This window comes from Saccharothrix mutabilis subsp. mutabilis, from assembly GCF_039521145.1.
GTDB lineage: Bacteria > Actinomycetota > Actinomycetes > Mycobacteriales > Pseudonocardiaceae > Actinosynnema > Actinosynnema mutabilis.
The window spans coordinates 185,303-197,121 of record NZ_BAAABU010000010.1 but is presented as its reverse complement, the minus strand read 5'-3'; the positions used below and the strand labels follow the sequence as shown (position 1 = coordinate 197,121).

Annotated in this window: 14 protein-coding genes; 7 read left to right on the top strand and 7 right to left on the bottom strand. The window is 71.1% G+C overall.

Going from position 1 to position 11,819, the window contains the following annotated elements; translation table 11 throughout:
• Positions 1–49: 49 nt before the first annotated feature.
• The 3 genes from ABD126_RS22760 (at position 50) to ABD126_RS22750 (ending at position 3,001) form a co-directional block, all read left to right on the top strand.
• Positions 50–1,243, top strand: coding sequence for a 5-(carboxyamino)imidazole ribonucleotide synthase (locus ABD126_RS22760; protein ID WP_343935900.1), 1,194 nt, complete (start codon positions 50–52; stop codon positions 1,241–1,243).
• A gap of 17 nt (positions 1,244–1,260) precedes the next feature.
• The gene (purE, locus tag ABD126_RS22755; RefSeq protein ID WP_343935948.1) at positions 1,261–1,728 is read left to right on the top strand and encodes a 5-(carboxyamino)imidazole ribonucleotide mutase; all 468 of its coding nucleotides are present in this window, start codon (positions 1,261–1,263) and stop codon (positions 1,726–1,728) included.
• Between the two features lie 109 nt (positions 1,729–1,837).
• Positions 1,838–3,001 carry an acyl-CoA dehydrogenase gene (locus tag ABD126_RS22750; RefSeq protein ID WP_343935899.1) on the top strand — a complete coding sequence of 388 codons (1,164 nt, stop codon included), beginning with the start codon at positions 1,838–1,840 and terminating at the stop codon, positions 2,999–3,001.
• Positions 3,002–3,079: 78 nt separating this feature from the next.
• Here the strand turns inward: ABD126_RS22750 and ABD126_RS22745 are convergent, their stop codons facing one another.
• Positions 3,080–3,559 carry an SRPBCC family protein gene (locus tag ABD126_RS22745; protein ID WP_343935898.1) on the bottom strand — a complete coding sequence of 160 codons (480 nt, stop codon included), beginning with the start codon at positions 3,557–3,559 and terminating at the stop codon, positions 3,080–3,082.
• Entirely contained in the window at positions 3,549–3,887 is a 339-nt protein-coding gene (locus ABD126_RS22740) for an ArsR/SmtB family transcription factor (RefSeq protein WP_343935897.1), read from the bottom strand. Before ABD126_RS22740 ends, ABD126_RS22745 begins: the two co-directional genes overlap by 11 nt.
• A gap of 149 nt (positions 3,888–4,036) precedes the next feature.
• Between ABD126_RS22740 and ABD126_RS22735 the strand changes: the two genes are divergently transcribed.
• Entirely contained in the window at positions 4,037–4,447 is a 411-nt protein-coding gene (locus ABD126_RS22735; RefSeq protein WP_343935896.1) for a DoxX family protein, read from the top strand.
• On the opposite strand, the gene ABD126_RS22730 is transcribed toward ABD126_RS22735, so the two are convergent.
• The 3 genes from ABD126_RS22730 to ABD126_RS22720 all read right to left on the bottom strand — a co-directional run bounded on the left by ABD126_RS22730 (position 4,444) and on the right by ABD126_RS22720 (position 8,018).
• Positions 4,444–5,139 (bottom strand): TIGR03089 family protein, encoded by a 696-nt coding sequence (locus ABD126_RS22730; RefSeq protein WP_343935895.1) that lies wholly within the window; start codon positions 5,137–5,139, stop codon positions 4,444–4,446. The two genes, ABD126_RS22735 and ABD126_RS22730, sit on opposite strands and share 4 nt — an antisense overlap.
• Before the next feature lie 44 nt (positions 5,140–5,183).
• Positions 5,184–6,485 (bottom strand): LCP family protein, encoded by a 1,302-nt coding sequence (locus ABD126_RS22725; protein ID WP_343935894.1) that lies wholly within the window; start codon positions 6,483–6,485, stop codon positions 5,184–5,186.
• Between the two features lie 90 nt (positions 6,486–6,575).
• Positions 6,576–8,018, bottom strand: coding sequence for an LCP family protein (locus ABD126_RS22720; protein ID WP_343935893.1), 1,443 nt, complete (start codon positions 8,016–8,018; stop codon positions 6,576–6,578).
• Between the two features lie 252 nt (positions 8,019–8,270).
• Here ABD126_RS22720 and rfbB point away from each other — a divergent pair, with 252 nt between their 5' ends.
• Together rfbB and rfbD are read left to right on the top strand one after the other, a co-directional pair.
• The gene (rfbB, locus tag ABD126_RS22715; RefSeq protein ID WP_343935892.1) at positions 8,271–9,260 is read left to right on the top strand and encodes a dTDP-glucose 4,6-dehydratase; all 990 of its coding nucleotides are present in this window, start codon (positions 8,271–8,273) and stop codon (positions 9,258–9,260) included.
• A gap of 5 nt (positions 9,261–9,265) precedes the next feature.
• Positions 9,266–10,156, top strand: coding sequence for a dTDP-4-dehydrorhamnose reductase (gene rfbD, locus ABD126_RS22710; protein WP_343935891.1), 891 nt, complete (start codon positions 9,266–9,268; stop codon positions 10,154–10,156).
• A gap of 426 nt (positions 10,157–10,582) precedes the next feature.
• Here rfbD and ABD126_RS22705 read toward each other — a convergent pair whose 3' ends face one another.
• Positions 10,583–11,023, bottom strand: coding sequence for an Imm1 family immunity protein (locus tag ABD126_RS22705; protein ID WP_343935890.1), 441 nt, complete (start codon positions 11,021–11,023; stop codon positions 10,583–10,585).
• Positions 11,024–11,141: 118 nt separating this feature from the next.
• Here ABD126_RS22705 and ABD126_RS22700 point away from each other — a divergent pair, with 118 nt between their 5' ends.
• Complete coding sequence (locus tag ABD126_RS22700; RefSeq protein WP_343935889.1) at positions 11,142–11,285, top strand: hypothetical protein; 144 nt, start codon at positions 11,142–11,144, stop codon at positions 11,283–11,285.
• Here the strand turns inward: ABD126_RS22700 and ABD126_RS22695 are convergent.
• Entirely contained in the window at positions 11,282–11,818 is a 537-nt protein-coding gene (locus ABD126_RS22695; protein WP_425542860.1) for a sugar O-acetyltransferase, read from the bottom strand. The genes ABD126_RS22700 and ABD126_RS22695 overlap by 4 nt on opposite strands.
• Position 11,819 lies beyond the last annotated feature (1 nt).

Sequence of the window (11,819 nt, the reverse complement as noted above, 5' to 3'; positions counted from 1 at the left end):
TCGGGGGTGTGCGGGACCGCCCTGTTTGTGCAGGTAGAATCTTCACACCGTGGACTCCCGAACTCGTCTCCCCGTCGTCGGCATGATCGGCGGCGGGCAGCTCGCGCGCATGACCCACCAGGCCGCCATCCCGCTGGGCCAGTCGCTGCGGGTGCTCGCCGAGTCGGACGCCGACCCCGCCGCGCTCGTCGCGCGGGACGTCGAGCTGGGGAAGCACACCGACCTCGACGCGCTGCGGGCGTTCGCCAAGTCGTGCGACGTGCTCACGTTCGACCACGAGCACGTGCCGCAGGAGCACCTGCGCGCCCTGGTCGCGGACGGCGCGCGCGTCCACCCCGGACCCGACGCCCTCCAGCACGCGCAGGACAAGCTGGTCATGCGCGAGCGGCTCGGCGCGCTGGGGCTCCCGGTGCCGCCGTTCCGCGAGGTCACCGACGCCGCGGACGTGCTCAAGTTCGGCGCCGAGCACGGGTGGCCGTGCGTGCTGAAGGCGCAGCGCGGCGGGTACGACGGCCGGGGCGTGTGGATGTTGAACACGCCGCAGAGCGCGCAGCGCGTGGTCCCCGAGCTGCTCGCGGCAGGGACGCCGCTGTTGGTGGAGCAGTGCGTGCCGATGCGGCGGGAGCTGGCGGCGCTGGTCGCGCGGTCGCCGTTCGGGCAGGGCGCGGCGTGGCCGCTGGTGCAGACCGTGCAGCAGGAAGGCATCTGCGTCGAGGTGCTGGCCCCCGCGCCGGACGCGGGCGAGCTGGGCGAGCAGGCCCAGGAACTGGCGCTGCGCATCGCGTCCGAGCTGGGCGTGGTCGGGCTGCTCGCGGTGGAGCTGTTCGAGACCGCCGACGGCCTGGTGATCAACGAGCTGGCCATGCGCCCGCACAACTCCGGCCACTGGACCATCGAGGGCGCGCGGACCTCCCAGTTCGAGCAGCACCTGCGGGCCGTCCTGGACTACCCGCTGGGCGCCACCGACCTCGCCGCGCCGGCCGTCGTGATGGCCAACGTGCTCGGCGCCCCGGACGCCCCGGAGATGGGCCCGGACGAGCGGCTGCACCACCTGTTCGCGCGCTTCCCCGACGCGCACGTGCACCTGTACGGCAAGGCGGAGCGGCCCGGCCGCAAGATCGGGCACGTGACCCTGCTCGGGGAGCGGATGGACCACGTGCGGGAGCGGGCGCGGCTCGCGGCGCACTGGCTCTCGCACGGGGTTTGGCTGGACGGTTACGACATCCACGGAGGACAGCGGTGACGTCGGTCGGTGTGATCATGGGCAGCGACTCGGACTGGCCGGTGATGAAGGCCGCCGCCGAGGCGCTGACCGAGTTCGACGTGGCGCACGAGGTCAGCGTGGTGTCCGCGCACCGCACGCCCCAGCGCATGATCGACTACGCGCGGTCCGCCGCGTCCCGGGGGCTGCGCGTGATCATCGCCGGTGCGGGCGGGGCCGCCCACCTGCCGGGGATGGTGGCGTCGGCGACCGTGCTGCCGGTGATCGGCGTGCCGGTGCCGTTGAAGTACCTGGACGGCATGGACTCGCTGCTGTCGATCGTCCAGATGCCGGCCGGGGTGCCGGTGGCGACGGTGTCGGTCGGTGGGGCGCGCAACGCGGGGCTGCTGGCCGTCCGGATGCTGGCCGCGTCGGACCCGGCGTTGCAGGCGCGGATGGCCGAGTTCCAGGAGTCGCTCGAACGGCTGGTCCTGGAGAAGGACGAGGCGCTGCGCGCGTCCCTCTGAGTGGCGGGTTTCCGCACGTCCGGGTGCTTGTAGTACAGCGCACACGGGATATTCCAGTGAACGCGCGCTAACATCTCCGGTAGGTCCTGCTACTCGGAGGTAACTTGACGTGGACGCGAGCTTCGGTACCTACCAGCTGGCCGAGGAGCACGAAGCGCTGCGGGAAGCGGTCCGGGCACTCGCCGACAAGGAGATCGCGCCGCACGCGGCCGACGTGGACGAGCAGGAGCGCTTCCCCGTCGAGGCCCTGAACGCGCTGGTCAAGTCGGGGTTCGCGGCCGTCCACGTGCCCGAGGCCTACGACGGGCAGGGTGCCGACTCGGTGGCGACGTGCATCGTCATCGAGGAGGTGGCGCGGGTGTGCGCGTCGTCGTCCCTGATCCCGGCGGTGAACAAGCTGGGCACCATGCCGATCCTGCTGTCGGCGTCCGAGGACCTGAAGCGCCAGGTGCTGCCGTCCATCGCGGCCGGTGAGGCGATGGCGTCCTACGCGCTGTCCGAGCGCGAGGCGGGCTCCGACACGGCCTCCATGCGCACGCGCGCCCGCCTCGACGGCGACCACTGGGTGCTCAACGGCACCAAGTGCTGGATCACCAACGCCGGCGAGTCCACCTGGTACACGGTGATGGCCGTGACCGACCCGGACGCCCCGAAGAAGTCGCAGGGCATCTCGGCGTTCGTGGTGCACAAGGACGACCCCGGTTTCGTCGTGGGCTCCAAGGAGCGCAAGCTCGGCATCAAGGGCTCGCCCACCCGCGAGATCCACTTCGAGAACTGCACGATCCCGGCGGACCGCATCATCGGCGAACCCGGCACGGGCCTGAAGACGGCCCTGAAGACGCTGGACCACACCCGCCCGACCATCGGCGCGCAGGCCGTGGGCATCGCGCAGGGCGCGCTGGAGCAGGCGATCGCGTACGTCAAGGACCGCAAGCAGTTCGGCAAGTCGATCTCGGAGTTCCAGGGCGTCCAGTTCATGCTGGCCGACATGGCGATGAAGATCGAGGCGGCCCGGCACATGGTGTACGTGGCGGCGGCGAAGGCCGAGCGCGGCGAGCCGAACATCGGCTTCATCACGGCGGCGGCGAAGTGCTTCGCGTCGGACGTGGCGATGGAGGTGACGACCGACGCGGTCCAGCTGTTCGGCGGCGCCGGCTACACGCGCGACTTCCCGGTGGAGCGCATGATGCGCGACGCCAAGATCACCCAGATCTACGAGGGCACGAACCAGATCCAGCGGGTCGTCATGTCCCGCGCCCTGCTCAACGGCTGAACCAAGCTGCACACCACGGCCCGGAGGCCCTCGATCCGCGTGATCGGGCCGCCTCCGGGCCGTGCCGGTGGTCCTGCGCTACGCCTCCAGCGACGCCAGGTAGGTCTCCAGGCGGTCGTAGCTGGTGTCTGCGCCGGACGTCATGCCGGTGCCCATCGCGCGGTCGCGGGCTTCGCGGTTCGGGTACTTCATGGTCTGCACGACCACGGTCCGCGACCCCGCCCCGGTGAACGTGGTCGTGTTCTCCGTCTCCGGCCACTCCTCGCCCCACGACTCGGTCTGCACCAGGCGCGAGTGCGGCGTCACCTCCAGGTAGCTGCCGGTCATCGACATCTCCGTGCCGTCCGCCCGCCGCCACACCATGTGCCACCGGCCGCCGGGGCGCAGGTCCACCTCGCACACCGGCATGGTCCAGCCCTCGGGTCCCAGCAGCCAGTGGACGATGTGCTCCGGCCGCGTGAACGCCTCGAACACCAGCCGCTGCGGCGCGTCGAACGTGCGGGTCACCGACACCTCCACGTCGGAGGGCGTGGTCCAGGCGCTGGTCTCAGTGGTCATCGGACTGCTCCTTCATGTGCTCCAGGTAGGCGTCCAGGCGGCGGTGGCTGTCGTCCCAGAACCGGCGGAAGCCGTCGGTCCACGCGCTGGCCTCGCGCAACGGCGTCGCGTCCAGGGTGCACGGCCGCCACTGCGCGTCGCGACCGCGCACGACCAGCCCCGCCCGTTCGAGCACCTTCAGGTGCTTGGACACGGCCGGCCCGCTCATCGCGAACGGCGCCGACAGCTCCTTGACGGTGGCCGCACCCTCGGCGAGGCGGGCCAGGATGGCCCGTCTGGTCGGGTCGGCGAGGGCCGCGAAGGTGAGGCTCAGCGGATCGTCTGCCATGGGTACCTAACCTCTTGGTTATCTAACTGATTGGTTTTCTACGCGCCTGTCGAGTCCCTGTCAACCGGTCGCGGACGGCCGGGAATGGTTGAAACTTCATATACCGTCGAGCGCGGCAAAGGTCCCGACCAGGAAGGAACCGCGGAGACATGGTTCGCGTGAGCGATGTGACGGCCCTGATCGGCCGCATCGGCGTCGGTGTGGTGTTCGTGGCGCACGGCTGGCAGAAGTTCACCGAGTGGGGCCCGAGCGGCACCGCGCAGGCGTTCGAGGGCATGGGCGTGCCGCTGCCCGTGGTGTCCGCCTGGTTCGCCGCGCTGGTCGAACTCGTCGGCGGGGCGCTGCTCATCGCGGGCGCGGCGCTGCCCGTGGCCGGGGTCCTGCTGTTCGTGGACATGCTCGGCGCGCTGATCATCGTCCACCTGCCCAACGGCCTGCTGGGCCAGGGCGGCTACGAACTCGTGCTCGCCCTCGGAGTCGCGGCCCTGGCCCTCGGCTTCAACGGCGGCGCGCTCACCGTGGACCGCGTCCTGCGCCGCAAGACCACGGCGGACGCCTAGCCGACGAGGTCGATCGTCGTCTGCTCGCCGGCGCGGCGGGCGGGGAGGGCGTCCGGGTTGGCGTTGCTGACCTGGACCAGCGACCCGCCGCCCGCCAGCACGGCCAGGAAGCCGGTCAGCACGCCGTCCGGATGAGTCCACTCCACAGTGGACAGGACGCGCGAACTCGCCGTGATGCCCAGGGTTTCCGCGCGCTGCCGAGCCTCCGCCACCACTTCGTCCACAGTGGACTTGCCCAGCGCGGGCGTCGAGCCCGGCACCGGGGCCCACGGCATGAACTCGTCGCCGAACACCCGCACCTCGTCCACGTAGTCGACCGGCGCGCCGCAACCCAGGCCCATCGGGTGCAGGGACACCGTGGCCACCACGTCCGCGCCCGGCACCTCGCCGCCCGGCGCCACGAACGCCACCTTCGCGCCCGACGGGTCATCGGTCACCGCCGCGCCGCACCACCACGCGCCCAGCAGCACGCCCGCGGTCTGCCAGTGGGCGGGCAGGAGCACCGCCACCGGGTCGCCCGGCTCCACGTCGTGCTCGTCGCGCAGCCAGTTCGCCGTCTTGGCCGCCCAGTTCGCGATGGTCGCCCGGGACAGCTCCACCCGGGACCCGGTCGCGTCGTCGTAGTGCGTGATCAGCGGACGGCCCGGACCGGCGGCGAACAACGGCGTGAGCAGGACTTCCGTGACGGTCATGGGGTCAACCCTGCCACCCCCGGCGACCGCGCGCGTGAGAGGGGTCAGTCCACGCAGGGAGGGCCCTGAGCGACCCGCCGGGCGTCTGGAACGGCCTGCTGGGCGTCCGGAACGGCTTGCTGGGCGTCCGGAACGGCTTGCTGGGCGTCCGGAACGGCCTGCTGGGCGTCCGGAACGGCTTGCCGGGCGTCCGGAGCGACCTGCTGGGCGTCGGGAGTGGCCCGGCGTGCGCCGTCGAGACCGAACGCCGGCGTGCCGCCGAACTTCCGCGCCGACGTGGTGGTGGGCGCGGGCGGGGCCTTCTCGCCCAGCACCTCCGCCACGAACGCCTTCACCTGCGCCGGGTCCACGGTCACCACGCTCTGCCCGCGCTCGTTCACCGCGCCCACGCCGGTCACCGGGATGGTCGTGAAGTCCACGTTGCCGCCCGCCAGGCCCTGCGCGTGGCCGGCCAGCGTCGCCAGGTCGAACTTCTCGTCCACCACGACCGACTTGCGCATCGCGTCGAGCAGCCCGTCGAGCTTCGCCGGGTCGGCGAGCGTGCCCGCGGACATCAGCCGGGACACCGCCGCCGACAGGAACACCTGCTGCCGGGTGATCCGCCCGAGGTCGCCGTTGGGGATGTTCTTGCGCTGCCGCACGAACGCCAGCGCGTCGCCGCCGGAGACGCTCTGCACGCCCGCCCGGAAGTTCGCGCCCGAGTCGGTGTCGCTGGTGGCGTGGTTCAGGCACACCTCGACGCCGCCGATGACCTGGGTGAGCAGGTAGAACCCGTACAGGTTGACCTCGGCGTAGTGGTCCACCCGCACCCCGGTGAGGTCCTGCACGACCTGCACCAGCGCCCGCCGCCCGGCCTGGTCGCCGCGCTTGGACCGCTCCTCCAGGTCGCCCACGCCCTCGGCGGCCAGCCGCTCCATGGCGAAGAACTTGGTGACCCCGTACGCGGAGTTGATCTTCTCCTGGCCGTGGCCGGGAATCTGGACGTAGGTGTCGCGCGGGATGGACACCGCCCGCGCCTTGCCGCCGTTGCGCGGCACCCGCAGCACGATGATCGTGTCGGTGTTGACCGTGTCCGTCGCCTCGGTGCGCAGCTCGCGCAGCACGTGCGCGGGCAGCTGGCGGCCCTGGGCGTCGGTGCGGCTGTCGCTGCCCACCAGGAGGATGTCCAGCGCGCCGTCCTCGACCGGCGGCGCGTTCGGGATGTCCTCCAACGCGCTGAGCACGTCGGTGGTGTTCACGCTTTCGTGGACGCGCTTGAGCGTCGCCCAGCCATACCCCGCCACGGCGAGCACGGCCGCGGACAGCAACGCGACCAGCGTGCGTCCGATGATCCCCGCGGCCCTCACTGGCGGTCCTCCTTCTGCGCGCGCCCGTGTGGCGGTCAGGCTAGTCGGCTTGCGCCGGTCGGACCCCGTTTCCCGCCGGAGCGGGGGTGTTCAGTTGACGCAGACCACACCGTCGGCGGTGATCGGGGGAGTCGTCGAGGGGACCGTGGTGACGCCGCCCACCGACGCCTGTTCCGGCTCGTCCGACGGCGGCGCGCCGGAGTAGTCGGCGCCGACGTGCACGTGCACCTGTCCTCTGGGCACGGAGTCGTCCTCGACGGCCGTGGCGTTACCGTCCAGGGCCGAGATCACCCGGTCGGCAGCGGCGCGCCCGCCCGGCGCGTACCGCACCTCGGTGGTCGCCAGGTAGCTGCCGGTCTCCGCGTCGCCGCGGACGAAACCCTTCTGCGTCAACATGCCCAGCACGGCGATCGCGCGGCCCTGCGTGCCCGAGGAGTTGAACACGTGCACGGTGATGCTCGACGGCGGCGGCCCGGACGGCGTGGTCGTGGGCGCCGACGAGGACGACGACGCCGCCGGGTCGGTCGCCAGCGACTTGATGAACTGCCGCACCTGTGCCGGGTTGACCGGGAGTACGTTGCCGTCGGTCCAGGTGTCGGTCGGGTCGCCCACCGGGATGGTCCGGAACTGGATGTTGCCCGACACCAGGCCCTGCATCTGCTCGGCGAACTCGGTGATGTTCCAGCCCTCGTTGAGCACCACCGACTTCTTGATCGCCGACACCAGCCCGTCGAGCTTGGCGAAGTCGGTCAGCGTGCCGGTGGACAGCACCTTGCGGGCCAGCGCGCCGATGAACACCTGCTGGCGCACGATCCGGTCCAGGTCGCCGCCGGGCAGCCCGCCGCGCTGGCGCACGAACGACAGCGCCGCCGCGCCCTCCACGGTCTGCCGGCCCGCCGGGAAGTCGGCGCCGGACGCCCAGTCCCGGGTGGGCTGGTTCAGGCACACCTCGACCCCGCCGATGGCCTTCGTGACCTCGTAGAACGACGCCAGGTTGACCTCGGCGTACCGGTCGACGGTGACCGCGCCGCCGGTCAGGCCCTCGATGGTCTTGATCAGCGTGCGGCGGCCGGCCTGGGTGGACTCCTTCTCGATGCGCGCCTCGTCGGTCACGCCCTCGTTGCGCAGCCGCTGCGCGGTGTCGTTCTTCTGCCGGGCCATCGCCGAGTTGAGCTTGTGCTTGCCGAAACCGTCCGCGATCTCCACGTGGGCGTCGCGCGGGAAGGAGATGGCCACCGCCCGCGTGCCGTCCTGCGGGATGTGCACCAGGATCATGGTGTCGGTGTTCAGCGTGCCGTCCGCGACGCCGCCGTTGAGCAGCGCGAGCACCTCCGGCGAGAGGGGCTTGCCCTGGGCGTCGGTGCGGCTGTCCACGCCCACGAGCAGGATGTCGATCGCGCCGTCCAGCGGCTTGCGGGCCACGCCCTGCTCGTCGACCTGGGTCTGGATGACGTCGGTCGTGGTGATGCCCTCGTCGATGTCGCGCAGGTAGTTCCAGCCGTACCACGTGACGAGCAGCACAGCGGCCGACACGAGCGAGACGAGCGAACGGCCCGTGACCACGAGCACACGCAGCGCGGTCGACCTGCTGGTCGATGTGGGCGGACTCGTGTCCACTGGCGCTGCCTCCCCCGGTGTGCGCGACTGCTTCCAAGGTTAGTGGGGATGCGTCGCGGCGGCCCTGTAGTTCCTCATATACGGGAGACGCTGTAACAACCGGGTGGGTTGCACGGGTAAACACCGTGACAGACTGCGATGGACGACCGCTACGAAGGGCATTTGACCATGCGCGTGCTGGTTACGGGTGGAGCCGGGTTCATCGGCTCGCACTACGTGCGGGAACTGGTGGGCGGCGCTTACCCGGCCTACGCCGACGCCGAGGTGGTGGTGCTGGACAAGCTCACCTACGCCGGCAACGAGGCCAACCTGGCGCCGGTCGCCGACGACCCCCGGCTGACGTTCGTGCGCGGCGACATCTGCGACCGCGAGCTGGTGGCCGACCTGATGGGCCGGACGGACGTCGTCGTGCACTTCGCGGCCGAGTCCCATGTGGACCGGTCGATCTCCGGGTCCGCCGATTTCGTGCTCACGAACGTGCTGGGGACGCAGACGCTGCTCCAGGCGGCCCACGACGCGGGCGTGGCGAAGTTCGTGCACGTGTCCACCGACGAGGTGTACGGCTCCATCGAGGAGGGGTCGTGGACCGAGGACCACGTCCTGGAGCCCAACTCGCCGTACTCGGCGTCCAAGGCGTCCTCCGACCTGCTCGCGCGGGCGTTCCACCGCACCCACGGGCTGCCGGTGTGCATCACCCGGTGTTCGAACAACTACGGGCCGTACCAGTTCCCGGAGAAGGTCATCCCGCTGTTCGTGACCAACCTGGTGGACGGCAAGAAGGTCCCGCTGTACGGCGACGGCCTCAACGTCCGCGACTGGCTGCACGTCGACGACCACTGCCGCGGCATCCAGCTCGTGCTGGAGGGCGGGCGCGGCGGCGAGATCTACAACATCGGCGGCGGCACCGAGCTGACCAACCGCGAGCTGACCGAGCGCCTGCTGGAGGCCACCGGCCGCGACTGGTCGTCCGTGGAGCCGGTCACCGACCGCAAGGGGCACGACCGGCGGTACTCGGTGGACATCACCAAGATCTCGACGGAGTTGGGGTACGCGCCGCGGGTGGACTTCGGGGTCGGGTTGGCCGCCACGGTGCAGTGGTACCGGGAAAACCGGGCCTGGTGGGAGCCGCTCAAGCAGCGCGCGGCGCTGGCGGGCTGAGCGCCGTGCTGGCGTTGTTGGTGCCCGGTGGGCGCGGTCAGCTGGGGCAGGACCTGGTCGCGGTCGCTCCCGCGGACGGGCTGGTGCACGGGCCGTCGTCCGGTGAGCTGGACCTGACCGATCGTGGGTGCGTGGCCGACGCGGTGGCTTCATTCGCCTCGACGGCGCGAGATGGTGGGTTGAAGCCCGTCGTGGTGAACGCGGCTGCCTACACCGCGGTCGATGCGGCGGAGACCGATGAGGAGCGGGCTTCGCTGGTGAACGCGGTGGGGCCGGAGTTCCTGGCCTTGGCTTGTGCCGCGGAGAACGTGCCGTTGGTGCACGTCTCGACCGACTACGTGTTCGCGGGGGACGGGTCGCGGCCCTACGAGCCGGAGGACCCGACTGGTCCGCGTTCTGCTTACGGGCGCACGAAGCTGGACGGTGAGCGGCGGGTTCTCCGGGCGTGGGAACGGTCTTGGGTCGTGCGTACGGCTTGGGTGTACGGGGCCGGTGGTCCCAACTTCGTGAAGACGATCGCGCGGCTGGAGTCGGAGCGGCCGGAGCTGTCCGTTGTGGACGATCAGCGCGGGTCGCCGACGTGGTCGGCTGATCTGGCGGCCGGGTTGGTGCAGTTGGCTTCGCGCGTGGTGGGCGACGGGCCCGCTGCCCGGGTGCTGCACGCGACCGGGGGCGGCGAGACGACGTGGTTCGGGTTCGCGCGGGCGGTCTTCGAGGAGTTGGGGGCCGATCCGGATCGGGTGAAGCCTTGTGGGACAGCGGATTTCCCGCGTCCGGCGCCGCGTCCGGCGTACTCGGTGTTGTCCGGGAAGGCGTGGGAGGCGGCCGGGTTGACGCCGCTGCGGCCGTGGCGGGAGGCGTTGCGGGAGGCGTTCGCGGTCGGCGCGGTGCCCTGAACCGGACGGGTTCGAGCTGGACCCCGGTGACGGTCCCCGCTGAGGGGCGTCGGGAGGTTGATCGGCCGGCGCTGGTGTCCTGACCTGGTGGTGCGGTTTTGAGATCAAGAGCTGAGAGCTGGGAGCGGAGAGCGGAGAGCTGGGAGCGGAGAGCGGAGAGCTGGGAGCGGAGAGCGGAGAGCAAAAGCGAAGAGATTAAAAGCGGCGCTCGCCGCGCGGCAGGCCCCCGGGGGGTGGAAGGGCGTCGGTTCGTTCCCCGTACGGCCTGCCGGAGGCAACCACCCTTTGGTCTTCTGCGCAACCGGTGAAGCGTGGTTGCACAGAAGACCAAAGCGCGGTTGGGCTGCGCCCAGGCCGTACGGGGAACGAACCGAGGCCCTTCCTGTGGCTGATAGCCCGTGGCGCCTGCGGCGCTCGCCCCCTTGGTCAGGCTTCTCGCCAGTGGACGCAGGTGGGGCGTTGGGCGGTGGTCAGGAAGTCCTTCAGGGCCATTGCCAGGGTTTCCACCGGGACTCCTGCGCCTGCTGGGTAGTCGACGTACTCCGAGCGGTATTCCGGGGAGGTTGGTTCGCCGGACAGGGTCGAGTAGTCGTGGTCCGGGTCGGCGTAGGTCAGGTAGCCGTAGCCGGCGTGGACCGCTGCCGCCACGTCGTGGTCCGGGATCTTGGTCTGGCCCGGTTCGCCCAGGAGGCCTTCCGTGTCGTCCATGAGCGGGCGGTCCTGGTGTTCGATCACCGCTGGGCCGGCGCCCGGTTCGGCCAGGCGGCTCAGCAGGGTGTCCACGTCCTCCGGGGTCTGCACGGTGAGCTGGTCGGCGGCTTCCGTGTCGTCCGGGTCGTGGATCGGCCACACTGCGGTGAAACTCATGGCGGCATCATCGCAGTGAACGCGGGGAGTGACCACCTGAGGTGGGGGTTGGGCCGTTGGGGTGGACCGCGCTTGTCGCACTGGTTTTGCGCACGAGCGGTGCGGGAGCCTGTGCGGCATGTCCGAACCCGGGCGACTCCCCGAAGCGACCCCGCCGCGCCTCGACGACCGCCAGCGCTTCCTCCGCCGCGTCTGCGCGGTGACGGGGTCGCGCCAGATCTCCTGGGCCGTTCTGACCGCCAAGCCCGCGCCGCGCCGCTAGAGCTGCCGAACGACCCGGCACGGGTTGCCGGCGGCGAACACCCGCGGCGGGACGTCCCTGGTCACCACGCTGCCCGCGCCGATGACGGCGTTGTCGCCGATCGTCACGCCGGGGCACACGATCACGCCGCCGCCCAACCACACGTTGTCGCCGATGGTGATCGGGGCGGCGGTCTCCCAGCGCTGCCGGCGCAGCTCGTGGTCCTCGACCGGGTGCAGCGCGGTGAGGAGTTGGGCGCGGGGGCCGATCGACACGTCGTCGCCGATCGTGATGGGCGCGCAGTCCATCAGGATGGCGTCGTAGTTCAGGAAGCTGTTGCGGCCCAGACGGATCAGGTAGCCGTAGTCGCACTGGAAGCGCGGCATGACCCATGAGCCCTCGCCGATGTGGCCCAGGAGGTCGTCGAGGAGTCGCGCGCGGCGCTCGTCCTCGCCCGACCTGGTCGCGTTGAACTCGTCCAGCAGTTGTTGGCAGCGGCGGCGCTCGGCGACCAGCACCGGGTCGTTGTCCCGGTACAGCTCGCCGCGCAGCATG